General features: G+C 73.1%; 18 protein-coding genes. 10 read left to right on the top strand and 8 right to left on the bottom strand.

Features of this window, described 5'->3' with window-relative positions; all coding sequences use genetic code 11:
* Positions 1-93: 93 nt before the first annotated feature.
* Together ACFFR3_RS48105 and ACFFR3_RS48100 are read left to right on the top strand one after the other, a co-directional pair.
* Positions 94-1,140 carry an MFS transporter gene (locus ACFFR3_RS48105; protein WP_345406260.1) on the top strand — a complete coding sequence of 349 codons (1,047 nt, stop codon included), beginning with the start codon at positions 94-96 and terminating at the stop codon, positions 1,138-1,140.
* Entirely contained in the window at positions 1,137-1,280 is a 144-nt protein-coding gene (locus ACFFR3_RS48100; RefSeq protein ID WP_345406257.1) for a hypothetical protein, read from the top strand. The genes ACFFR3_RS48105 and ACFFR3_RS48100 overlap by 4 nt, the downstream gene beginning before the upstream one ends.
* A 156-nt stretch (positions 1,281-1,436) precedes the next feature.
* Here ACFFR3_RS48100 and ACFFR3_RS48095 read toward each other — a convergent pair whose 3' ends face one another.
* From ACFFR3_RS48095 to ACFFR3_RS48075, 5 genes are all read right to left on the bottom strand, one after another.
* Entirely contained in the window at positions 1,437-1,967 is a 531-nt protein-coding gene (locus tag ACFFR3_RS48095) for a P-loop nucleotide/nucleoside kinase family protein (protein WP_345406255.1), read from the bottom strand.
* A 59-nt stretch (positions 1,968-2,026) separates the two neighbouring features.
* Positions 2,027-2,266: a helix-turn-helix domain-containing protein gene (locus tag ACFFR3_RS48090; protein WP_345406252.1), complete on the bottom strand. Its 240-nt coding sequence runs from the start codon at positions 2,264-2,266 to the stop codon at positions 2,027-2,029.
* A complete protein-coding gene (locus ACFFR3_RS48085) occupies positions 2,266-2,883 on the bottom strand; it encodes a DUF2975 domain-containing protein (RefSeq protein WP_345406249.1) in 618 nt (205 codons plus the stop codon). The genes ACFFR3_RS48090 and ACFFR3_RS48085 overlap by 1 nt, the downstream gene beginning before the upstream one ends.
* Positions 2,884-3,213: 330 nt before the next feature.
* Positions 3,214-3,975 carry an ABC transporter permease gene (locus tag ACFFR3_RS48080; RefSeq protein ID WP_345406243.1) on the bottom strand — a complete coding sequence of 254 codons (762 nt, stop codon included), beginning with the start codon at positions 3,973-3,975 and terminating at the stop codon, positions 3,214-3,216.
* Positions 3,972-4,676, bottom strand: a complete 705-nt coding sequence (locus ACFFR3_RS48075) for an ABC transporter ATP-binding protein (RefSeq protein ID WP_379485368.1) — start codon at positions 4,674-4,676, stop codon at positions 3,972-3,974. Before ACFFR3_RS48075 ends, ACFFR3_RS48080 begins: the two co-directional genes overlap by 4 nt.
* A gap of 88 nt (positions 4,677-4,764) precedes the next feature.
* Between ACFFR3_RS48075 and ACFFR3_RS48070 the strand changes: the two genes are divergently transcribed.
* From ACFFR3_RS48070 to ACFFR3_RS48055, 4 genes are read left to right on the top strand one after another with little or no spacing between them, the layout of a single operon-like run.
* Positions 4,765-5,868: a sensor histidine kinase gene (locus tag ACFFR3_RS48070; RefSeq protein ID WP_379485367.1), complete on the top strand. Its 1,104-nt coding sequence runs from the start codon at positions 4,765-4,767 to the stop codon at positions 5,866-5,868.
* On the top strand, positions 5,865-6,512 hold the full coding sequence (locus ACFFR3_RS48065) for a response regulator (protein ID WP_345406237.1): 648 nt from the start codon (positions 5,865-5,867) through the stop codon (positions 6,510-6,512). The genes ACFFR3_RS48070 and ACFFR3_RS48065 overlap by 4 nt, the downstream gene beginning before the upstream one ends.
* A 19-nt stretch (positions 6,513-6,531) precedes the next feature.
* A complete protein-coding gene (locus ACFFR3_RS48060) occupies positions 6,532-7,275 on the top strand; it encodes an HAD family hydrolase (protein WP_379485366.1) in 744 nt (247 codons plus the stop codon).
* Positions 7,275-9,617 (top strand): glycoside hydrolase family 65 protein, encoded by a 2,343-nt coding sequence (locus ACFFR3_RS48055; protein ID WP_379485365.1) that lies wholly within the window; start codon positions 7,275-7,277, stop codon positions 9,615-9,617. Before ACFFR3_RS48060 ends, ACFFR3_RS48055 begins: the two co-directional genes overlap by 1 nt.
* Positions 9,618-9,620: 3 nt before the next feature.
* Here ACFFR3_RS48055 and ACFFR3_RS48050 read toward each other — a convergent pair whose 3' ends face one another.
* Positions 9,621-10,913, bottom strand: a complete 1,293-nt coding sequence (locus ACFFR3_RS48050) for an ATP-binding protein (protein WP_379485364.1) — start codon at positions 10,911-10,913, stop codon at positions 9,621-9,623.
* Positions 10,914-11,090: 177 nt separating this feature from the next.
* On the opposite strand from ACFFR3_RS48050, the gene ACFFR3_RS48045 reads away from it, so the two are divergent.
* Genes ACFFR3_RS48045 through ACFFR3_RS48035 form a run of 3 tightly spaced genes read left to right on the top strand, consistent with a single transcriptional unit; the run spans position 11,091 to position 17,829 of the window.
* Positions 11,091-14,627 carry an nSTAND1 domain-containing NTPase gene (locus tag ACFFR3_RS48045; protein WP_364374929.1) on the top strand — a complete coding sequence of 1,179 codons (3,537 nt, stop codon included), beginning with the start codon at positions 11,091-11,093 and terminating at the stop codon, positions 14,625-14,627.
* Positions 14,618-15,313, top strand: coding sequence for a hypothetical protein (locus ACFFR3_RS48040; protein ID WP_364374926.1), 696 nt, complete (start codon positions 14,618-14,620; stop codon positions 15,311-15,313). The genes ACFFR3_RS48045 and ACFFR3_RS48040 overlap by 10 nt, the downstream gene beginning before the upstream one ends.
* The gene (locus tag ACFFR3_RS48035; RefSeq protein WP_379485363.1) at positions 15,310-17,829 is read left to right on the top strand and encodes an NACHT domain-containing protein; all 2,520 of its coding nucleotides are present in this window, start codon (positions 15,310-15,312) and stop codon (positions 17,827-17,829) included. Before ACFFR3_RS48040 ends, ACFFR3_RS48035 begins: the two co-directional genes overlap by 4 nt.
* Before the next feature lie 234 nt (positions 17,830-18,063).
* Here ACFFR3_RS48035 and ACFFR3_RS48030 read toward each other — a convergent pair whose 3' ends face one another.
* Positions 18,064-18,237, bottom strand: coding sequence for a DNA glycosylase AlkZ-like family protein (locus ACFFR3_RS48030; RefSeq protein WP_345406213.1), 174 nt, complete (start codon positions 18,235-18,237; stop codon positions 18,064-18,066).
* A gap of 193 nt (positions 18,238-18,430) precedes the next feature.
* Between ACFFR3_RS48030 and ACFFR3_RS48025 the strand changes: the two genes are divergently transcribed.
* Positions 18,431-21,604: an NACHT domain-containing protein gene (locus tag ACFFR3_RS48025; RefSeq protein WP_379485362.1), complete on the top strand. Its 3,174-nt coding sequence runs from the start codon at positions 18,431-18,433 to the stop codon at positions 21,602-21,604.
* An 86-nt stretch (positions 21,605-21,690) separates the two neighbouring features.
* Here ACFFR3_RS48025 and ACFFR3_RS48020 read toward each other — a convergent pair whose 3' ends face one another.
* Positions 21,691-22,197 (bottom strand): F0F1 ATP synthase subunit B, encoded by a 507-nt coding sequence (locus ACFFR3_RS48020; protein ID WP_345406204.1) that lies wholly within the window; start codon positions 22,195-22,197, stop codon positions 21,691-21,693.
* Between the last annotated feature and the right edge of the window lie 55 nt (positions 22,198-22,252).

Here is a 22,252-nt window from a genome sequence, read left to right as displayed (position 1 = left end):
ACCGTACAACCCAGCGTTGTACCCGGAGTTGTTTGATCTTCCTGTCCCGCACGCGCTTTGCTGCTGGCGATCATCCAACGAGCAAGGAGCGTCATGCGACAGTTCAGGTGGTTCTGGGCCGCGTACGGCACCAGCGCGCTCGGCACGTGGCTCGCCTTCGGCGCGTTCCCGCTGATCGCGATCCAGGTGCTGCACGCGGGACCGGCGCAGGTCGCGGCGCTGTCCTCGGTGGGCGCGCTGGCGGGCGCGGCACTGGCGGTGCCGCTGGGGCCGTGGGTGGAGTTCCGCCACAAGCGGCCGGTGCTGGTCGGGACCGATCTGGTCCGGTTCGCGGCCCTGCTGACGATCCCTGCCGCGTACGCGCTGGGCGTGCTCTCCTTCGTCCAGCTCCTGCTGGTCTCGGTCGTCGTGGCGGCGGCCGACCTCACCTTCCGCGCGGCCTCAGGCGCGTACCTGAAGACCCTGCTCCCGGCCGAGCACCTGCTGGCCGCCAACGCCCGCCTGGAGTCGACGACCTGGACGACCACGATCGCCGGCCCGCCCCTGGGCGGCGCCGCGATCGCCCTGCTCGGACCGGTGGCGACGGTGGTGGCCGACGCGGTCAGTCACCTCCTCTCGGCCCTGTGCCTGCGCGCGACCGGCGGCGGCGAGCCGCGCCCGGAGCCCCGGCCGGGTGCGGCGCCGCGAGCCCGTGACCTGCTGGAGGGGTGGCGGTTCATCCTCGCCGACGCGGCGCTGCGTCCGCTCTTCCTCAACACCGCCCTGTTCAACGGCCTGCTGATGGCCATGGACGCGCTGCTCGCCGTGCTGATGCTGGGCCCGCTCGGGTTCACGTCCTGGCAGTACGGCCTCGCCTTCGCCGCGCCCGCGATCGGCGGGCTGCTCGGGGCGCGGCTGGCCAGGCCGCTCGCCGCCCGGTACGGGGCACACCGGGTCATGGTCGCGGCCGGGACGCTGCGCGCGCTCTGGCCCCTGGGCCTGGCCTTCGTCGGGCCCGGCACCGGCGGGCTGCTGCTGGTGATGGGCGTCCAGCTCGGGCTGATCTTCTGCTGCGCCGTCTTCAACCCCCTCCTCGCACCCACCGGCTCGCCCGCACCCCGTCCGATCGCATCGCCCGTACGCTGTCCGCCTGGTCGGTGACGACCAGGGTCACGACCGCGCTGCTGACTGCCGCCTGGGGCGTGCTGGGCGGCCTCATCGGCCCCCGCCCCGCCATCGCCGTGGCCGGCGTCCTCCTGCTGGCGACCCCGCTCCTCCTCCCCCGAAGAAGCAGGCCCTGACGAACGCCCCGGAGATGCCCTTCCCACCCCCGCACAAGCCGAGGTCTGGAACTGCTTCAGCTCCGCCAACACGACGACCCACGTGGCCGGAGGGCCGCCTTCGAGGACGAACGCCGCCGCATCGACACCAAGATCGCCGAGCCCAACGACGTACGCTCAGCGCTGAGCGGCATCATCAGCGCCGGCGAGGCCCTCGCGAGCAGGTGAGCCCGCGAGCGGCGGGGCGTAGAGCGCGAGCTCGGCGTCGTCAGGGGCCTCGAAGAGCGTCACGTACCTCTCCATGCGCGCCCGGCTGATCACGGCCACCCCCGGCTGGCCGTTGCGGGCCTCGACGCGGCGGCACAGCTCGTCGAACGGCGCCGACAGGTAGCGCAGCTCGACGGGCGCGCCGGCGGCACGCCCGACCGCCCGCATCGCGTCCCGCTCGCCCCGTGTCCAGAAGCCGAACTCCATGACCACGCTCTGGCCGAGCCGCAACAGCTCCTGGGCGTGCCCGGCGAAGCGCCGCTCGAGGCGGGCGCGGGTGGGCTCGTCGAACAGGTCGATGCCGAGGTCCTCCAGCCACTCGTCCGGAGACAGGCGTACGGCGGGCACCTCCCGCGCCAGCCGTCTGGCCAGCGTCGTCTTCCCTGACCCGGGCAGCCCGCACAGCAGGATCATCCTGGGCCGCGCCTTGATGGACGTCACCCCGGCATCCTCGCGCAACGGGCACCGTCCGGAAAAGGGCCTTCCACGTGGTGCGGCGGTCACTCCGCCCGGCGGTGGCTCAGCAGGTCGCCCGGCTGGCAGTCGAGGACCTCGCAGAGCCTGGTCAGGGTGGTGAACCTGATGGCCTTGGCCCGGCCGTTCTTCAGGATGGACAGGTTGGCCACGGTCACCCCCACCCGGTCGGCGAGCTCGGTGAGCGTCATGCCGCGCTCTTCCAGGAGCCGGTCGAGGTGGACCGTGATGGCGTGGGTGTCGTGCGCTTCCGTCTCGGCCGGCATCAGACGGTGCCTTCCAGGTCGTCCCGCATGCGCACGCCCGTGCGCAGGACGCTCGCCAGCGCCAGCAGCCCGACCCCGACGAGCGGCACGATCACGGGGATCTCCCGGGGGAGATAGTGGGACTCGTTCGCGGCCATCGTGTCCAGCAGCGCCATCATCGCGACGTGCTCGATCTGCGGGGCCAGCAGGCCACCGGCGAGCAGCCACCAGCCCAGAACTCGCACCTGGCGCGCGACCTGCGGCAGGTAGGCGCCTTCGCGCGCCCGCCACAGCAGCCGCCAGAGCAGGAAGAACGCGACGGCCGTCACGACGAAGCCGGGGAGGGTGGTCAGGGCCTGCAGGATGTACTGGCCGGCGTCGGGCGTGCCGTCCATGAAGTGGAGATCGCCCGCCATCGCCTTGACACCGGGCAGAGCCTCCGCGGCGAAGGCCGGCTCGTCCAGGCCGATGCCGTAACGGGCGGGCGACTGGGCCACCACGTGCGGGTAGGTCAGGCCGAAGAGGCCGGCCCTGGAGTAGAGCACCATCCCCGTGATGACCCCGGTCACCGCGACGAGAACCGCGAAGACCGCGGGTCGCCGGGCCGCTCGACCGAGGGTGCCATGCAGTGCAGCCATCAGCTGAACTCCATTCCATATCGTTTTTCGATGCTATCGAAAAACGATAGCATCGAAAAGCGATATGGCAAGCCGATCAGGCCACGCCGCCCCGGCCCTGCGATGCTCGTCCTCCATGAGCTCCAGGAACGTCCGGTAGCGGTTCGCGCCGGGCAGCCAGGGGACGTGGAACCACGCCTCCCGCTCCCCCTCGCGGTCCTGACGCGCGGGTTGAGCAGCACCCACCCCTCGTCCCAGTGCCCGACCAGCAGGAGGTCGGGCAGGTGCTCCTCCCCGTCTCGGCGGCGGGCGGGTGCGGCGGGAACTTCTCCGGGAAGAAGGTGGACCAGGTCATGATCGGGGACGGTACAGACGCCCACCGACATTGGCGCGGATCGCGAGCAGCAGCGGGATGATGGTCCAGGCGGCCAGCAGGGCGAAGGCGGCCGGGTCCGGCATGATGTCGGGCACCTGCTCGATGAGCTGGAGCGCGGGATAGCCCGGCAGGACGCGATTGGCCACGTCACCGCCCGGCAGCACCTGACCGGCGAAGGGGACCAGCCCGAGGAGCACCACCAGCACGGAGATCGCCACGGCGCCGTTGCGGAAGAGCGCGCCGAGCGCCAGCCCGAGCAGCGTGGTCATGACGATCATCAGCGTACCGCCGGCGACCACCGCCCAGGCTCCGGCCGGTGGCGACGTCGGGTGGAACTCGGCGGCCACCGCCTGCCCGTACAGGTAGCCGGGGATCGCGATGAGCAGCGAGGCGGCGACGGCGAGCCCGCCGAGCACGCACGCCTTGGCGAGCAGCACCCGCGAGCGCGACGGCGTGGCGACGAACGTCGTGTCGATCATGCCGGAGGCGTGCTCGCCGGTGATCGACATGGCGCCGAGCATGCCGAGGGGCAGCTGGGCCAGCACGACTCCGACGTAGACGGCCACGACGATCCCCATCGCGGCCTGCTCGCCCGCCTGGCCAGGGTCCCAGCGTGAGATCACCGCGTAGGCGCCGAGCACGGTGAGCGCGAGCGCCGTCAGCACCCCCGCCCCGAGCGACCACCAGGTGGAACGCAACGAGCGCAGCTTGATCCATTCGGCGGCGACCGCGTTCACGCCGTGCTCCCCTCGATGACCCGCATGAACGTCTCCTCCAGCGACATCCCGGGCCGGACGAACCGGCCGATCTCCATGTCGGCCAGCAGCCGCCCGCCCGCGATGACGACGAGGTGATCGGCGGTGACCGCCATCTCGTGCATGAGGTGGCTGGAGACCAGCACGGTCCGTCCCTCGGCCGCCAGCGACTTCAGCAGCCCGCGCAGCCACCTGATGCCCTCGGGGTCGAGCCCGTTGAGCGGCTCGTCGAGCAGCAGCACCTCGGGGTCGCCGAGCAGCGCGGCGGCCAGCGCCAGCCGCTGCTTCATCCCGAGGGAGAAGCCGCCCACCCGCTTGCGCCCGGCGCCGGCGAGCCCGACCAGCTCCATGAGCCCGCCGATGCGCGCGGGGGAGATCCCGTTGGTCCTCGCCAGCCACCGCAGGTGCTCCTCGGCGCGCCGCCCGCCCTGCACGGCGGTGGCGTCGAGCACCGCGCCGACGTGGGTGAGGGGTCTTTTCAGGCGCGCGTACGGCACGCCGTGCACGGTGGCCAGGCCGGAGGTGGGCCGGTCGAGCCCGAGGATGACACGCAGGGTCGTGGTCTTGCCCGCGCCGTTCGGCCCCAGGAACCCGGTGATCTTCCCGGGCGTCACGGTGAAGGAGAGATCGTCGACTGCGGCGCTCCCTCCGAAGCGCTTGGTCAACCCGATGACTTCGATCATGCCGACCACGATCCCCCGGGAGACCCGGCCCGCGTATCGGTCCTGAGACCGATACGCGCTTCCAGGCCCGCTGGTTAGGGTCGATGATGTGCGTGATCAGCCCCGGCTGCCCCTGCTGAGCCGGATACCGGACCTCGTCTGGGTGTCCGTTGACACCGTGGCGGCCCTGCTGCTGGCGGCCGGCTTCCTCGGGCTCATCCACTGGCGTAATCCCGTGCCGCCCGGCCTGCTCGACTTCGCGGTGGCGCTGGCCACCAGCCTGCCGCTCGCGGTCCGGCGACGGTGGCCGCGGGCGGTGTTCGCCGTGGTGCTGGCCGGCGGGCTGGGGATGCAGGAGTTCCTCATCCCGCACGCGGATCCGTTCGGGCTGCCGCTCGTGCTCTACACGCTCGCCACCCGGCGCAGGGCGGTGCCGGAGCTGCTGGTGGCGGTGGCGGTCACGCTCCATGGGGTGGTGGAGCTCCCTCTGGGGAGTCAGAGCCTCGACCACGTCGGGCTGGTGCCGGCCATCGTGGTCGCGGCCTGGTCCACCGGCACCGCCGTACGGCAGCGCCGGCTCTACACCGAGCAGCTGGCCGCCCAGGCCGAGGAGCGGGCCCGTACGGAGGCGGCGCGCGAACGGCTGCGCATCGCCCGCGAGCTGCACGACGTCATCGGCCACGGCCTGAGCACCATCGCCGTACAGGCCGGCGTCGAGCGGCACGTCGGCGACCCCGAGGAGATGCGCCGCACGCTGGGCTCGATCGAGGAGACCAGCAGGTCGGCGCTGCGCGAGACCAGGCGCCTGCTCGGCGTGCTGCGCGACGACGGCCCGGCGGACCTGACACCCGCTCCTGGGCTCGCCGACCTCGACGACCTCGTCGCGAAGACCAGGGCCGCGGGCCTGGACGTCGAGCTGCGCGTGAACGGCGAGGTCCAGGGCGAGATGGAGCTCACGGTCTACCGGATCGTGCAGGAGGCGCTCACCAACGTGCTCAGGCACGCCATGGCCGGGCGGGCGACGGTGCTGATCGAGCGGCGCGACGAGGAACTGGTCGTGGAGGTCGCCGACGACGGCGGGAACGCGCGTGAGCGGCCCCACGGCCACGGGCTGACGGGGCTGCGCGAGCGCGTGCGCGCCTTCGGCGGCGAGTTCGAGGCGGGCGTCCGCCCCGTGCGCGGATTCCAGGTGAGGGCGAGGTTACCGCTGTGATCAAGGTGCTGGTGGCCGACGACCAGCCGCTCATCAGGACGAGCTTCCGCCGGCTGATCGACGGCGTGCCGGGGTTCACGGTGTACGCGGAGGCCGCGACGGGCACGCAGGCCGTGGCCGTCGCCGCGAGCGAGCCGCCCGACCTGGTGCTGATGGACGTACGGATGCCCGAGATGGACGGCATCGAGGCGACCCGCCGCATCTGCGCCGCGCACCCGCGGGCCCGCGTGCTCATCGTGACCACCTTCGACCTCGACGAGTACGTCTACGGAGCACTCCAGGCCGGCGCCGCGGGCTTCCTGCTCAAGGACACCCCGCCGGCGGAGCTGACCAGGAGCGTGCAGATCATCGCGTCCGGCGACGCCCTGCTCGCGCCCAGCGCCACCCGGCGGCTGATCGAGCGGCACGTACGCCCGCCGGCCCGCCGGCTCGACATCACCGAGCGCGAGCGTGAGGTGCTCGTCCTGGTGGCGCGCGGCCTGTCGAACGCGGAGATCGCCCGCACCCTCCACCTCTCGATGAGCACGGTCAAGACGCACGTCAGCAGCCTGCTGCTGAAGCTCGGCGCGCGCACGCGGGTGCATCTGGTCATCGCGGCCTACGAGGCCGGCGTGGTCCCGGATATTCGCAGGTCGGGCGGGTAGGGGCGCAGGTGGAGGATGCATGCTGGGGTTGCCTGAGGGCGTTCGCGGATGCCTGTTCGACATGGACGGTGTGCTGACGCGCACCGCCACCGTCCATGCCGACGCCTGGAAGTCGATGTTCGACGAGTTCCTGCACAAGTGGGCCGGCCGGACGGGGGCGCCGTTCGTGCCGTTCGACGCCGCCGCCGACTACGACCGCTACGTGGACGGCAAGAAGCGCGCGGACGGCGCGCGCAGCTTCCTGCGATCGCGCGGCATCGAGCTGCCGGAGGGGACGCCCGACGACCCGCCTGACGCGATGACCGTGCAGGGGCTGAGCAACCGCAAGAACCAGCTCGTCCAGGCCGTCATCGAGCGGGACGGCGTACAGGTGTTCCCCGGCTCGGTCCGCTACGTGGACGAGGTGCGGCGGGCGGGGCTGCGTACGGCGGTGGTGTCGTCCAGCGCGAACACCGCGCAGGTGCTGGAGGCGGCGGGCATCGCCGGGCGGTTCGAGGCCAGGGTCGACGGCGTGGTGGCGCGGGAGCGGCGGCTGGCGGGCAAGCCGGCCCCCGACATGTACCTGGCGGCGGCCGAGGCGCTGAAGCTGGAGCCGGGGCAGGCGGCGGTGTTCGAGGACGCGCTGGCGGGGGTGGCGGCGGGCCGGGCCGGCAGGTTCGGCTTCGTCGTGGGCGTCGATCGCGTGGGACAGGCGGACGAGCTGCGCGACAACGGCGCGGACATCGTGGTCACCGACCTGGCCGAGCTGCTGGAGGACGCGTGATGATCCGGCATCCGGCGTTCACGATCGAGCCGTGGGCCCTGCGCGAGCACCGCCTCGACCTCGGCGTGCTGGCGCAGACCGAGTCGCTGTTCGCGCTGTCCAACGGGCACATCGGGCTGCGCGGCAACCTGGACGAGGGCGAGCCGCACGCCGAGCCGGGCACGTACCTCAACGGCTGCTACGAGCTGCGCCCGCTGCCGTACGCGGAGGCGGGTTACGGCTACCCGGAGTCGGGCCAGACGGTGGTCAACGTCACCAACGGCAAGGTGATCAGGCTGCTGGTCGGGGACGAGCCGTTCGACCTGCGCTACGGCACCCTGCACCAGCACGAGCGGGTGCTGGACCTGCGGGCCGGCACGCTCACCCGCACCGCGCACTGGAGCTCCCCGACCGGCGCCCCGGTACGCATCACCTCGACCCGGCTGGTGTCGTTCACCCATCGCGCGATCGCCGCGATCAACTATGAGGTCCAGGCCGTGGACCGCCCGATCCGCGTCGTCGTCCAGTCGGAGCTGATCGCCAACGAGACCCGCACGGCCGCCTCCGGCGACCCGCGGGCCGCCGCGCCGCTGCGCTCCCCCCTCATCGAGGAGGAGAACGTCACCGGCGACGACGGCCTGGGCATCATGGTGCACCGCACCAGGGAGAGCGGGCTGCGGCTGGCGGCCGGCATGTGGCACGAGATCGAGGGCCCCGACGAGACGCTGACCGAGGGGCGCGGCGGCGACGACGTCAGCCGCCTGACCGTCGCCACCCACCTGTCGCCCGGCCAGACGCTGCGGGTGGTCAAGCTCTTCTCCTACGGCTGGTCGCGCCGGCGCTCGCGGGCCGCGCTGCACGACCAGGTGGCGGCGGCGCTGGCGGCGGCCCGCCTGACCGGCTGGGACGGCCTCCGCGCCGGCCAGCGGCGCTTCCTCGACGCCTTCTGGGACGGCGCCGACGTCGAGGTGGAGGGCGACGACGAGGTGCAGCAGGCCGTCCGTTTCGGGATGTTCCACCTGCTGCAGTCGGCCGCGCGACTGGAGTCGCGGCCGATCCCGGCCAAGGGCCTGACCGGCACCGGGTACGACGGGCACACGTTCTGGGACACCGAGATCTTCGTGCTGCCGGTGCTCACCTACACCTATCCCCCGGCCGTCGCGGACGCCCTGTCGTGGCGGCGCTCCACGCTGCCCCTGGCCAGGGAGCGGGCCACGCAGCTCGGGCTGGGCGGCGCCGCCTTCCCCTGGCGGACGATCCACGGCGAGGAGTGCTCCGGCTACTGGCCGGCGGGCACCGCGGCCTTCCACGTCAACGCCGACATCGCGCACGCCGTCACCCAGTACGTGGACGCCCTCGACGACGCCGTCTTCGACCGCGAGACCGGCCTGCCGCTGCTGGTCGAGACGGCCCGGCTGTGGTGCTCGCTGGGCCACCACGACGCGTCGGGGCGCTATCGCATCGACGGCGTGACCGGGCCCGACGAGTACACCGCGGTCGTGGACAACAACGTGTACACGAACCTGCTGGCCCAGCAGAACCTGCGTGCGGCGGCCGACGCGGCGGAACGCCATCCCGGCCCTGCGGGGCGGCTCGGCGTCACCGAGGAGGAGATCCGCACCTGGCGCGCGGGGGCGGAGGCGATGACCGTCCCCTTCGACGAGCGGCTCGGCGTGCATCAGCAGAGCGAGGGCTTCACCCAGCACGCGCTCTGGGACTTCGACGCCACCGGCGACCGTTACCCGCTGCTGCTGCACTTCCCGTACTTCGACCTCTACCGGCGGCAGGTGGTCAAGCAGGCGGACGTCGTGCTCGCCATGCACCTGCGCCCCGACGCCTTCACGGCCGAGCAGAAGGCCGCGAACTTCGCCTACTACGAGGCGCTGACCGTGCGCGACTCGTCCCTGTCGGCCTGTACGCAGGCGGTCATGGCCGCCGAGGTCGGGTACCTCGACCTGGCCTACCGCTACCTCGGCGAGGCGGCGCTGATGGACCTCGCCGACCTGGAGAAGAACACGATGGACGGCGTGCACATGGCCTCGCTGGCGGGGGCGTGGATCGCGCTGGTGTCGGGGTTCGGCGGGATGCGCGCGGGCGGTGGGCGGCTGCGCTTCGCGCCGTGCCTGCCCGCGGGCATCACCCGGCTGGGCTTCCGGCTGCGGTACCGGGGCAGCCTGGTGTGCGTCAGCGCCACGCGGGAGGCGACGACGTACCGGCTGCTGGACGGCCCGCCGATCACGGTGCTGCACTGCGGCGAGCGGGTCGAGCTGGGCGAGGAGCAGGTCACCCGGCCCAACCCGCCGCGCGAGGAGCCGGATCGGCAGGTACGCCAGCCGCCCGGCCGCGAACCCCGCCCCCGCTGACGGTCACGCCACGCGGCTCGCCCGGCAGGCGTGGTCACGGACGAGGTCGTGGAACAGGTACCGCCCTGGCGCGGCCTCGCGGAGCAGGTGCGCGTCCAGCAGCCGCTCCAGCAGCCGTTCGGCGTGCGGCGCGCTCGTCCCCAGCAGGGTGGCGGCGGTGCGCGGGTCCACGTTCGCGCCGGCGCCGGTGCGCGCCCCCAGCAGCCGGTACGCGCGCCGCAGGTCGGCCGGCAGCCGGTCGTAGGACCGGTCGAGGGCGGCGGCGACGTCGTGCCGTCCCGCCTTCAGTGCGGCCAGCCGGTCACCGGCGAGCCGGTCGAGCAGGTCCCGCACCCGCCACGTCGGGCGCGCCCGCAGCCGCTCGGCGGCGATGCGGACGGCCAGCGGCAGCGCCCCGCACCGGGCCACCACCTCATGCAGCTCGCCGCGCGGTGCCCCCGCCACCCGCTCCCGCCCGGCGACCTCGGCGAACAGGGCGACCGCCGCCGCAGGGGGCAGGACGTCCAGCGACAGCGCGCGGACGTCCCCCAGCCCGCCCAGCCGCCGCCGGCTGGTGACGATGACCCGGCAGCCGGGGCCCGCGGGCAGCAGCGGCTGGATCTGGTCCTCGTCGGCGGCGTCGTCCAGCACGACCAGCACCCGGCGCCGCGCCAGCACGCTGCGGTAGAGCGCCGCGCGATCGTCGAGCTGGTCGGGGACGTCCGCACGGGGCACGCCGAGTGCGCGCGCCATCCTGGCCAGGGCCTCGGCGGGCTCGACCGGGGCGGTGCCGGGCGTGTGGCCGCGCAGGTCCACGTAGAGCTGCCCGTCGGGGAAGCCGGGCGCGAGCCGGTGGGCGACGTGCACCGCGAGCGCCGTCTTGCCCGTTCCCGCCATACCGTCGATGGCGACGACCGGCGCCGGTTCCGCGCGGTGCGCGTTCTCGACGATCGTCAGCTCGTGCTCGCGGCCGGCCAGCGCCGCGAGGCCGGCGGGCAGCTGGCGGGGGACGATCGGGCTGACGGCCGGCTCGTCGGCCGGAGCGGCGGGCGCGCCACGGGCGGCGGCGGCCAGCTGCTCGCGCTCCTCGCCGCACAGCCCGAGCGCCTGCGCGATCAGCAGCACGGACCTGCTGCGCGGCTGGAGCCCCCCGCTCTCCAGCCGCCGCACGGTCCTGACGTTGAGTCCCGCCTTCTCGGCGAGTTGTTCCTGGGTCAGCAGCGCGCGCTTGCGCCATCCCCGTAGCAGCGCGCCCGCCGCGTGCCCGTCGCCGGTCTCCCCTGCGGCGCCGGGCAGAGTGCATCGTGCCGAGTACAAGACGTCTCCCGCGATCCCCCATGGAGGGCTCCGGCGCCGGGCCGGGCCCCTCGATCAAGTGGCAGCACGTCCATCAGAACCGCGTTCGAGCCGTTCAGACCACGGATGGGACGACATTGGACGAAATCGGACGCAACCCGTTTGATGCCGGTGGCCCCCTTTGTCAGAATGACCGCCATGGGCGAGTGGGGCGGTCATCCCAACGACATCTGCCCCTACCAGGGTCTCGCTCCGTTCGAAGCGGGAATGTCCGAGCTGTTCTTCGGCCGTACGCGGGCGACCCGCGATCTTCTCGACCGGCTCGGCCGGCGGCTGACAGGACGCGGCTCCGTCCTGCTCGTCTCGGGCGCCTCGGGCGTCGGCAAGTCGTCCCTGTTACGCGCGGGCCTGCTCCCCGCGGTGGACAAGGGCGAGCTCCCGGCCGCCGGGCCGCGAAAGTGGCGGTGCCTGCTCACCACGCCGACCGCGACGCCGTTCCGCACGCTGGCCGAGGTCTGGGCCAAGGAGTTCGGCGGCGACGCCGAGACGGTGGCCGCGCGGCTGCGCGCCGAGCCGTGGCGGCTGCTCGACGAGGTGGACGGGCGGCCGCTCCTGGTGGCCGACCAGTTCGAGGAGCTGTTCACGCTGGTGGGCGACGAGCACGAGCGCCAGGCGTACGTGGCCACGCTGCACGCCCTCACCGGCGGCCCGCACGGCGCGGGCGTGATCGTCGGGGTCCGCGCGGACCACTGGGACCGCTGCGCCGCCTACCCGCGCTTCGCCGAGGCCATCCAGGACGGGCAGGTCATCGTCGAGCCGATGACGGAGGCCGACCTGCGCCTCGCCATCACCGGCCCGGCCGCCGCGGCGGGGCTGCGGATCGAGCCTGGTCTAGTGGAGACCATGCTCGCCGAGCTGCGGACGGGCTCGGGCGACCGTCCGCCGGCCGGCGCGCTGCCCCTGCTCTCGCAGGCGCTGCGCAACACCTGGGAACGCCGTACGGACGGAACGCTGACCCTGCGCGGCTACGAGGAGACGGGCCGGGTCCGCGACTCGGTGCGCCGCACGGCCGACGAGGTGCTCGGGCGGCTGTCACCGGAGGACCGCAAGGCCGCGCTGCGGATCTTCCGCCGGCTGACCCTCATCACGGCCGGCGGCCGGGTGGCGCGGCGCGGGGCGCGGCTGGCCGAGATCCACGCCGCCGCCTCGGCGCACACCCCGCAGCGGCGCGAGCAGGTGGGGGCGCTGCTGTCGGCGTTCGCCGACCGGCGGCTGCTCACCCTGCACGAGGACGGCGCCGAGATCTCCCACGACGCGTTGCTGACGGCCTGGCCCACGCTGCGGCAGTGGCTGGAGCCCGACCTGGCCGCGCAGGGGGTCTACGACCGGCTGGTGGAGGCCGCCGCCCAGTGGGCCGACCACCATCGTGACCCCGCGTTCCTCTATCGGGGGGCGCGGCTGCTCGCCGTGCAGGACAGCAGGCCCCGCTGGGAGCGCGACCCCGACAGCTTCCCGCCTCCCGGGCCCGTCGTGGACGGCTTCGTCGCGGCATCCGAGAAGGAGGAGCGGCGCACGAGCCGCCGCCGCAGGCTCGCCGTAGCGAGCCTCGCGACGCTGTCGGTGCTCGCCCTCATCGCCGCCGCCCTCGCCGCCGGCGCCGCGGACGAGGCGGGACGCCAGCGCAGAGTGGCGCTCTCCCGCCAGCTCGCCGCGCAGAGCGAGGTCACCGGCGACGTCGCCCTGGCCTCGATGCTGGCCGTCGCGGCCTGGAAGATCGCTCCGACCGACGAGGCGCGCAACCGCCTGCTGACCGCCGCGACCGGCACCGGCAGGGGCCAGCTCACCGGGCACGCGCGCGGCATCAGGTCACTCGCGCTCAGCGCCGACGGCAGGATCGCGGTGACCGGCGGCGACGACGGCACCGCCCGCATCTGGGACGTCGCCACCCGCAAACAGCTCGGCGCCCCGATCACCCGCGCCGAGTTCGAGTGCTCCGGCGTCCAGGTGGCGCTCAGCCCCGACGGCAGGACCCTCGCCACCGGGTGCATCAGCACCGTCCGCTTCTACGACGTGGCCACCCGCCGCGTGCTGGGCCCCGATCTGAAGCATGAGGCGGTCGTGTCGGCGCTGGCCTACAGTCCCGACGGCGGGACGTTCGTGACGGGCGACTTCCGCGGCGTCGTCCGGCGGTGGGACCCCGTCACCCACCGCCCGAGCGGCCCCGCCATGGGACGCCCCGACCACGGGCCCGAGCTGGCGAGCATCGTGCAGCGGGTGGTGTTCACCCGGGACGGCAGCGCCATGGCCGTCGCCCGGGGCCTGACCGTACGGCTCTGGGACCCCGTCACCGCCCGCCCGCTCGGCGCCCCGTTCGCCGAGCAGGACGAGGGTCCCCTCTACGACATCGCGCTCAGCCCCGACGCCAGGACGCTCGCGACCGCCGGCGGCGACGGCGCGTTCCTGTGGGACACGGCGTCGGGCCGGCGCACGGGCGCGCTCAAGGACCGCGAAGGCGGCTTCTCCTCGGTGGCCTTCAGCCCCGACGGCACCAGGATCGCCACCGGCGGGACCTCCGGCCGTACCGTGCTGTGGGACACGGCCAGCCGGCAGCAGGTCACCGCGCTGCAGGCCAACTACGCGGGCGTGGGGCGGGTGGCGTTCAGCGCCGACGGCAGGCTGCTGGCCGCCGCGAGCGCCGACGGCGTCGTCCGCCTCGCGGAGCCGCAGGTCCACCTGCAGGTCGGCACGCCGGTGCGGGCGCAGCACGCGGTCGCGCTGAGCCGCGACGGACGGACGCTGGCGACCGCGGGCCCCGGCGCCCGCGACCCCGACGTGCTGTTGCGGGACGTCGCCACCCAGCGTCCCATCGGCCCGCCGCTGCGCGCGCCCGGCGCCCGCGGCCCGGTGATCAGCATGATGTTCACGCCCGACGGGCGCACGCTGCTGACGTCCGCCATGGACGGCCTGCGGATCTGGGACCTCGCGAGCCGCCGGGTGCTCGCCCATGACCCCGTGTTCAAGGGCGTGGCCGCGTTCAGCCCCGACGGCAGGTTCGTGGCCGTGCAGCACGAGCAGGAGATCGCGTTCTGGGATGTCGCGACCCGCCGCGAGTTCGGGCCCCGCATCCGCGTGGACGACCACACCGACGTCATCACCGGCATGGCCATCAGCCCCGACGGCAGGACGCTGGCCAGCGCGGGCTTCGACGCCCGGGTACGGCTCTTCGACGTCGCCACCCGCCGCCAGATCGAGGGCACGCCGCCCGCGGTCGCCGGCGGGCTGGTCAACGACCTGGACTTCAGCCCCGACGGCACGGTCCTGGCGTACACGGCGGACGACAACGCCGTGCGGCTGTGGGACGTGCCGCGCCGCCGCACCAAGGGCGTCGCCCTGGTGCCGAAGGACGCCGCGCCCACCACGGTCGCGTTCAGCCCCGACGGCCAGGTGCTGGCCACCGGGCTGCAGAGCGGCGACGTGCTGCTGTGGGACCTGCGCGTGTACCGGCCGCTCGGCCAGCCGATGACCGGCCACACGCGCGGCGTGGCCGCGCTCGCCTACTCCCCCGACGGCACGAAGGTGGCCTCGGTCTCCGGCGACGGGACCGCGCGGCTGTGGGACGCCCGCACGCCCGCCGACCTCGTGGCCGCGGCCTGCGCCAACGCCGGCCGCTGGCTCACCCGTGGCGAGTGGGCGACGCTCGTGCCCGAGGAGGAGTTCCGCCCGACGTGTACGTGACGCTCGATCGCACCCATCACATCAGGGGAAGGGCCGGCATGTTCCTGCGAGGGCTGAGACGGCGGACGGGCAGGCCGGTGCCCGAGCTGGTGGGCCTGTTCCGGTCGATCATCGACGGGGGCCGCGACTTCCATCCGATCGCCTCCGACTTCCTCGAACACTTCATGGACGGCGTCGGCGAGTCGCGGACGATGTCGCTGCGCTGGCTGCGCTCGTTCAAGGTGATCAAGAAGGCCGAGCGCAAGAACCAGCGCCGCTTCGAACGCCAGCTCCTGCGCCGGGCCGGCACGCTGGAGGAGCACGGGTCGGCCTGGCTGCACGACTACTGGGACGCCCGTATCAACGCCTTCATCGGCACCGAGCTGTTCTACGTCAGCCGCATGAGCCTGCTGCGCTCGCAGGGCTCGTTCGTGCTGACCAGGGAGGGGCGGGAGGTGCGGGTGTCCGGCACCGTACGGCACCGCTGGTTCGACCCCTACGACTGGGACCGCGGGCGCTGGGTCTACATCCCCCGGCACGGGTTCGTGCCCATCGCGGTGGGGCGTGACCTGGTGGAGGCCGACGAGGCGCGCAACTTCCTCATGGAGGCGCGGCACGTCCAGACTGTGGAGGGGGTGTGCGTCCCCGGCCGGTGGCGGGGGCGGGCGACGTTCACGTGGGCGCTGGTCAGGACGGGAGAGCAGTGAGCGAGGATCGTCCCCTTCCGCCCGATCCGGCGCAGGCGGGTGACGCGGCGGAGTTCGTCGCGGCGCTGGTACGGCTCAGGCAGTGGGCGGGCGAGCCGTCGCTGAGCCGGCTGCGGGCGCTGGGCGGGCAGGTCGCGGCGGCGGACGGCGCCCTGGTGGACGCGCTGCCGAAGAGCACGACCTCGCACGTGCTGCGGCAGACCGATCGGCTGCCGCGCTGGGAGTTCGTACGGGCGTTCGTCACGGCCTGCCTGCGGTCCTGCGAGCATCCCGAGGAGCTGATCGGCGGGGAGCTGGAACGCTGGCGCGCGGCCAGGGCCGCCCTCGCCGGCCCCGCCATTCCCCCACCGGCCACTCCCCCACCGGCCTCTTGCTCAGATGCTCCTTCCCCAGAAGCCCTTACGCCGGAGGCCCCTTCGCCGGTGGCCCCCTACGCGGGCTCCGACCGCGACCCGGCGGTCGACCTGCTCGTACGCCGGGTGCTGCGCGAGGAGGACAGGGCACGCAAGGGGCTGCTGGGCGGTTACGACATCGCACCCGTCTCCTTCGGCCCGAGCCTGGACGACCTGCACACCATCGGCCGGTTCTTCACCGCCCTGCACCCCCAGCGGCTGCTGGTCGTCGGCGAGTCGGGCGCCGGGAAGACGGTCCTGGCGATCGAGCTGGTACTGCAGCTCCTGGAGTCGCCGCTGGCCACCGGCCGCCCCCCGCGTACGGTTCCGGTCCGCCTGAACGCCGCCCGCTGGACCCCGGGCAGGCCCTTCGAGAGCTGGCTGGCCGAGCAGCTCGTGCAGGACTTCGGGCTCGCGGCCGGCGACGCGCACCGGCTCGTACGCGACCGCCGGGTCCTGCCCGTGGTGGACGGGCTGGACGAGCTGGACCCCGGCCCGCCCGCCGGCCCGCCCCGCCGCGCGATGGGCCTGCTGGCCGAGCTCAACCGCTACAGCGACCTGTCCGGGCGCCGGGCGGGGGCGGTCGTCGTCACCTGCCGTGCCGACCGGCACGCCGAGCTGCGCGCGGCCGGCGTGTGGCTGGACAACGCGACCGTGATCCGGCTGCACGACCTGAGCGTGGAGCAGATCGCCGTCTACCTGAAGGCGCGCTGGCCCGACGGCCACCCGTGTGCCGACCATCGCGACGGCATCCAGGCGGCGCTGTCGGGGCCTGACGGCCGGGCCGTGCACCTCGCGCTCGCGACGCCGTGGCGGCTGCTGCTGACCGCGACGGCCGTGGAGTCCGGCGCGGACCCGTACGAGCTGCTGCGGGTCGACCCGCACGCCGACTCGCGCGCCGGGGCCGAGGTGATCGCCCGGCGGCTGCTGGAGGCGTATGTGCCGGCCGCGACCCGGCTGACGCCCAGGGCCGCGTACGGGACCGCGTACCAGCCGGAGCAGGTGCGGGCGTGGCTGGAGCACATGGCGGCGCACCTGCGCCGGCAGGCCGGGCACAGCGCGGGCGCCGACCGGCCGCCGCCGGGGCTGACGGCGATCGACCTCGTCCCCCACCTGCTGTGGCCGATCGGCGGCCGGTTCCTGGTGCGGGCGCTGCACGGCGTGTGCGCGGTGACGCTCGCGGTCGTCGCCATGGTCGCGTTCTGGACCGGCTCGGCGGCCGGAGACGTTGGCGGTGACGTTGGCGGGGGCGTGGGCGGGGGCCCCGAGCAGGCGCTCACCTTGGCGCTCATGACGTCCTGGGTGGCGATCGTGACCGGCCTGTCGCTGTCGGCGTGGCCGGCCGCCGCGGGCGGGCGGGCCAACGTACCGCGACGGCGGCGGCTGATCGGTGCGCTGCTCGGTGCGCTGGCCGGGCTGCCCGTCGGCGTGCTGGGCGGGCTGGCCGGGCTGCTGCTCACCGGCGGGACGGTGTTCGGGCCGCTGTTCGCCGTCGTCGCGGGCGGCACCGGCGGACTGGCGCTCGGGACGGTCATCGGGCTGACCGCCGCGGGCTGGGTCGGCGCCGGGCGCATGACGGTCGCCGAGGCGATCCGCGCCGAGCCGATCACGCTGATGGGTTTCGGGCTGTGCGGGGCGCTCACCGGGCTGGCGCCGCTGCGGCTGGCGCGCGCCGGGCCGGTGGAATTGGTCGCGGGGCTGGGCGGGGCGTTCGTGCTGGCGTTCGCGCTCGGGGTCGTCTTCAAGATCACTACTGGTGGGTGGAGCATGGACGCCGAGCTGGCCCACCCGCGCGAGGCCCTGCACCGCAACCCGACCATCGGGCTGGCCTTCGGGCTGACCGGCGGGATCGCGGCGTTCCTGGTGTTCGTGATGAGCCAGGATCTGGTCGTGTCGCTGCTGTGCGCGGTCGTCGGGGGTGCCTCCTTCGGATTGAGCTTCGGCGCCGTGGCGTGGACCCGTACGATGATCGGCCTCATCGTCGCGGCCACGCGGGGGCTGCTGCCGCTGCGGTTGTGGAGCTTCCTCGACTGGGCGTGCGAGGCGCGGCTGCTGCGGGTCAGCGGCGCGACGTACCAGTTCAGGCACCGCGAGCTGCAGGACTTCCTGACGCCCGCCGACTGAGGAACGATCGTCCAATCCTTCCCGGGCGCCGGGCGGTGACGCTGGACCCCCACATCTGTCGTTCCGAAGGGGTGGTTCCTCATGCGCGTGCTCATCTCCGGCGCGGGGGCGGCCGGGCCGGTGCTGGCGTACTGGCTGGTCAGGCCTGGTTTCTCAATGACCGCGAACGCCAGCAGCTCCACCACCAGCGCGTCGGCGTCGGCGGGCGTGATGCCGCTGCGCGTGAACCGCGGATCATCGAGCCGAGGTGCCGCGCAGCGTGGGCTGCATCGCCTTATGGATGTGGGTGTGGCCGTCGGCCTGCACGGCATGCAGCCTGACCCGTAGCAACGTCCCCTTGACGACCTTCCGCTCGGCGAACGCCACGTCCAACTCGCCCGGCTCGAACCCGGCCACCCGGTTCCGCAACGCGAGGTACGCGAAGCCGCATGCCGCGCCTGCAGCTCGACCACCAGCCGCACCGCCTCGACGACATCGACGGCCTCCCGACCCAACAGGAGCTGGCGAGCGAGGGTGGAGCTGTTGAGCTCGCGAAGGGAAAGCATGCCTGTCCTTCTTCCTGCGCTTGTCGCCGTCACGAACCGGTGGTCTTGTCAGTGCTATGGACCGCGACCGACGGCAGTGGAGGACCGGGCTGCTGCTCGCCACCGCCATCCTGACACCTGTCTCGGCGATGGCCGTCAACCTGGCCACGAACACCGTGGAGGTCACAGCCGTCTGGTGGGTGGTGACGGCATGGACGGCAGCCGTGGCACTGACCGCCGTCGCGATCGTCGTCCAGTACCGCGCGGCCACCACCGCCGAACAGCAGGCCCTGACAGTGGACGAGGCCACCGCGTACCTGCGACGCACGGTGACCGAGCAGTGGAACCGCGAGGCTCAGGCACAGCGCATGACCGACGCGGGCCGCCGGCTGGATGTCAGGTGGCGGCTGGCCGGCACAGACCTGTTCAACACGTTCGACGAAGCGCTTGAGTGGTGGAGGAAGGTGCGCGGCGGCAAGGCGCCGGACAGGCCGTGGCAAGAGCAGCGTGGCATGGTGGACGAGCTGAGCCAGATCTGGCTCGAACGGACGCCGGCCGGCCGGCTCGTGGTACTGGGCAGGCCCGGCGCGGGCAAGTCCGAGATGCTGATCTCGCTCATGGTCCGCCTGCTCCGCCCCGAATCGTCGCTGAAGAAGGTGCCGGTACTCGTCCCGATCACGTCCTGGGATCCCCGCGAGATCAGGCTGGAGCGGTGGCTGGAGGAGTGGCTGATCGCGAGCTATCCGCTGCTGGGCGCCCGCCTCGCCGGAGCGGGCGACAGAAGTCTCGCAGCGGCGCTGCTCCAGGAGGATCGCGTCGCGCTCATCCTGGACGGGTTCGACGAATTACCGGAGCGTACCCGCGCTCACGCCCTGGACCGGCTCAGCACCGAGTCCTATGTCCTGCGCAACCTCCTGCTGGCAAGCCGGACGGATGACTTCGAAAAAGTGGTCAGCCCGGAGGGCACGGCGGTGCACCGCTTGGGCGGTGCCGAGGGCGTCGTCTTGGAGGACCAGGAGCTCGAAGCCGTCATCCGCTATCTCGAGAAGGGATCGCGACCCGGCCGATGGGCCGCGCTGCTCCGTTCCCCCGAACTCGCGAAGCACTTCCGGACGCCACTGATGGCCATGCTCGCCGACAGCCTGTACAACCGGCGGGGCGAAGGAGCCCCGGAGCCCGAGGAACTGCTCAGAGTGCCCGACGTGGAGGGCCATCTCCTGGATGGTTTCATCCCGGTGCGTTTCCCGGACCGGCCGGAACAGGCTCGCCGCTGGCTGACCCAGCTCGCCGATCCCCTCGGCCGTGGCACCATCAGGACCGACATCACCTGGTGGAACCTCGGCGCGCTGCGCCTGCGGCCGTCCCGGCGTCGGGCCGTGCTCAACGTGCTCGCTCCCCTCCTGATCTTCATCTGGACGGCCTTCTCGACGGGTGCGCTGAACCGGTGGGTGTTCGACAGCGTCGTCATCGGCCTGACCCACGGCTTGCGCATCGGGGCGGCGGCGGTCCTGTGTTATGTCTTCGTCCTGGTCATGACGGGCAGCGGGCGGGCATCGGTCATGGCGGCGCTTGGCGTCTACATCGCCGGCTCGATCACCGGCGTGTACGAGCTCGGGATCACGGCGGGCCTGGCCAGCGGGTTCAGCTGGCGGCCGGTGACGCTGAGACGGGTCGGGGCCGCGTACGCGCTGATGTTCGGCGCGGCGGCTGCCGGCGTAAGTGCGACGATCAGGTTGCTTTACCTGTCAGGAGCGCTTCCCCTGGACCGGCAGCTGACGGAGGGCTTCGTGGCCGGCTTCGCCGACGGGTTCGTCAGCGGCTGGGATCAGGAGGTCAACGGGTGGATCGCCATGGGAGCCCTGGCGACGCTGCTGGCGTACGCCTCCCTGCGCATCACGCCACAACACCCCGGCGCGCGCACGCTCGCCCTGCCGGGCTGGGTTTCCGACCTGCGGCCAGTCGGTGCCGGGTTGCTGGTGGGCGGAGCTGTGGCGCTGGTCAACACGTGGGCGAACGGCTTCCGTCCGGAGGTGTCTCATGGCGCCCTGCTGGCCCCGGCCGACGGGCTGGCCGTGGGGCTCGCGGTGTGGGCGGTCGCCGTGATCGTGACGTCTCCCCATGTCACTCGCGGGAGGGGCGGCCGACCGGTGCTTTGTGGCGTGGCGGTGACGGTGGTCGCGGGCGCGTTCGGGGTGGTCGCCGCCACTGCCAAGGGCGACGTGCAGGACGGCTGGGCCAGAGGTCTGGCCGATGCGCTCGCGGCGGGCGTCATCGTGTGGCTCGTCCTCAGCCGCACCTCAGGTGATCAGCCGGATCGGCCGCGGCCGTCCCTGCTCGGTGCCGTGCGTCTGGCGGTGCCTGCAGTCCTGGCGACGGCTGCGGTCAGCGCCTTGTTCGCGGTGTCCGCGGGCTGGGCCAACGCAGTGGTGTTCGGGCTCGGCCTCGGCGCGCTCACGTTGTTCGCGGCGTTCCGGTCACCTGCTCGCTCCCGCGCGGCCATCACGGGCGGCGCGCTGCCGGCCGCGGAGGCCGGGATGCTCGCGTTGATCGTGATGGGGCTCATAGCGGGCATGGCCTACGGATTCATCTGCGGCACTTGCGCGGCGCTCACCTGCAAGGTGTCCACGGAGATCGCCCGCCGGTCCTGGCCGTCCACCGGTCTGCGCCTCTCCTGGTACGGGCTGCTCGGCGGCGCGGCGCTCGGCGGGACGGCGGCGGCCGCGGCCGCTTTCACCGGTATCGACCCGGTCTGGCTGCCTGTGATCTGGCTTTCGGCCACGCTCGTCACCGGCCTCGCCTTCGGTGCGCAGGGACCGTCCGCCACCGACCAGGACGTCATGTCCCCATCGCGGCTTCTCCACCTCGACCGCGCCACCTTTCTCTGGTGCACGCTGGGTCTGGCGCTCGCGATCGGCCTGGCCGTGGGCGTACGGGCGACCGCGGGCACCGGCCGTCCCGTCGTCGGGGTGATGGCCGGCGTGGTCACCTTCTTCACGTACGGGCTGACCGCGGGTCTCACCGTCGCGGCGGCGCAGAGCAGGTACGGCATCGCGAAGCTGGAACGCACCTTGCTCGCGGCGCGGGGCCTGCTCCCGTGGAGGTTCATGCGGTTCCTCGACGCGGCGTACGAACAGGGCGTGCTGAGCCGCAATGGACCCGCTTACCGTTTCCGCCACCCGCTGCTCGCCCGTCGCCTGGCGGCCGGAAAACGCCAGCCGGCCTCCGGGCGTACCTTCCCATCCGGCCGCTAGCGCTCCGAGACACTTCGCGGTCAAGGTTTGTCGCCGTTTCCATGGCGGCGCAACCACCAAGCCTGGCCTTTCGGCGCCCCGCCACCTCACGAGACCGAGCGATTCTCCAGCTCGTCCAGGAATCGCTCCACCACGCCGGTACGCCGCACCGCCTCCCCTAACGACTCCCCGATGATGCGGCCTGCCAGGTCGGTCGAGAGGCGGCCGAGGTCCGTGCGGAGGTCGGTGAATGCCGCCTGTCTGTCGGCCGCTATCTGGGCGTGTGCCGCTTCTATGAGGTGGCGGGCCTCGGCCTGGGCCTGCGCGCGGAGCTCGGCCCTGATCTGCGCGCCCTGCTCGCGGGCCTCCTCCCGCAGCCGCGCCGCTTCGCGCCGGGCCTCCTCCATCTGCTCGTGGTGTTGCCGCTGCAGATTCCGGACCTCGGCCTGGATCTCCTCCGCCCTCCTGATTCCACCGTCGATCGCGTCCGCCCGCTCGGCCAGCGTCTTCTGCAAGCGCGGAACCAGCAGTTTTCCGACGACGAACAGAATGACGAGGAACGTGACGAGGGCCACAACGGGCTCGTGTAAGTTGTCCGGCCAGAGAGGGTTCACGAAGGGACCTTTCGTCGGCGTGGCTGTCAGAGCTCACGCAGCGAATTGCCGACGC

Origin of the sequence: Nonomuraea salmonea, assembly GCF_042428605.1 — a bacterium.
GTDB classification, from domain to species: domain Bacteria; phylum Actinomycetota; class Actinomycetes; order Streptosporangiales; family Streptosporangiaceae; genus Nonomuraea; species Nonomuraea salmonea.
The sequence above is the reverse complement of the archived record's forward strand: the minus strand, read 5'-3'. Positions and strand labels throughout refer to the sequence as shown.

Excerpts from the sequence above, each read along its gene's own strand:
- ACFFR3_RS48060 (WP_379485366.1), top strand. The coding sequence starts at position 6,532 with ATGCTGGGGTTGCCTGAGGGCGTTCGCGGATGCCTGTTCGACATGGAC.
- ACFFR3_RS48085 (WP_345406249.1), bottom strand. The coding sequence starts at position 2,883 with ATGGCTGCACTGCATGGCACCCTCGGTCGAGCGGCCCGGCGACCCGCG.
- ACFFR3_RS48055 (WP_379485365.1), top strand. The coding sequence starts at position 7,275 with ATGATCCGGCATCCGGCGTTCACGATCGAGCCGTGGGCCCTGCGCGAG.
- ACFFR3_RS48090 (WP_345406252.1), bottom strand. The coding sequence starts at position 2,266 with ATGCCGGCCGAGACGGAAGCGCACGACACCCACGCCATCACGGTCCAC.
- ACFFR3_RS48025 (WP_379485362.1), top strand. The coding sequence starts at position 18,431 with ATGGACCGCGACCGACGGCAGTGGAGGACCGGGCTGCTGCTCGCCACC.
- ACFFR3_RS48105 (WP_345406260.1), top strand. The coding sequence starts at position 94 with ATGCGACAGTTCAGGTGGTTCTGGGCCGCGTACGGCACCAGCGCGCTC.
- ACFFR3_RS48075 (WP_379485368.1), bottom strand. The coding sequence starts at position 4,676 with ATGATCGAAGTCATCGGGTTGACCAAGCGCTTCGGAGGGAGCGCCGCA.
- ACFFR3_RS48045 (WP_364374929.1), top strand. The coding sequence starts at position 11,091 with ATGGGCGAGTGGGGCGGTCATCCCAACGACATCTGCCCCTACCAGGGT.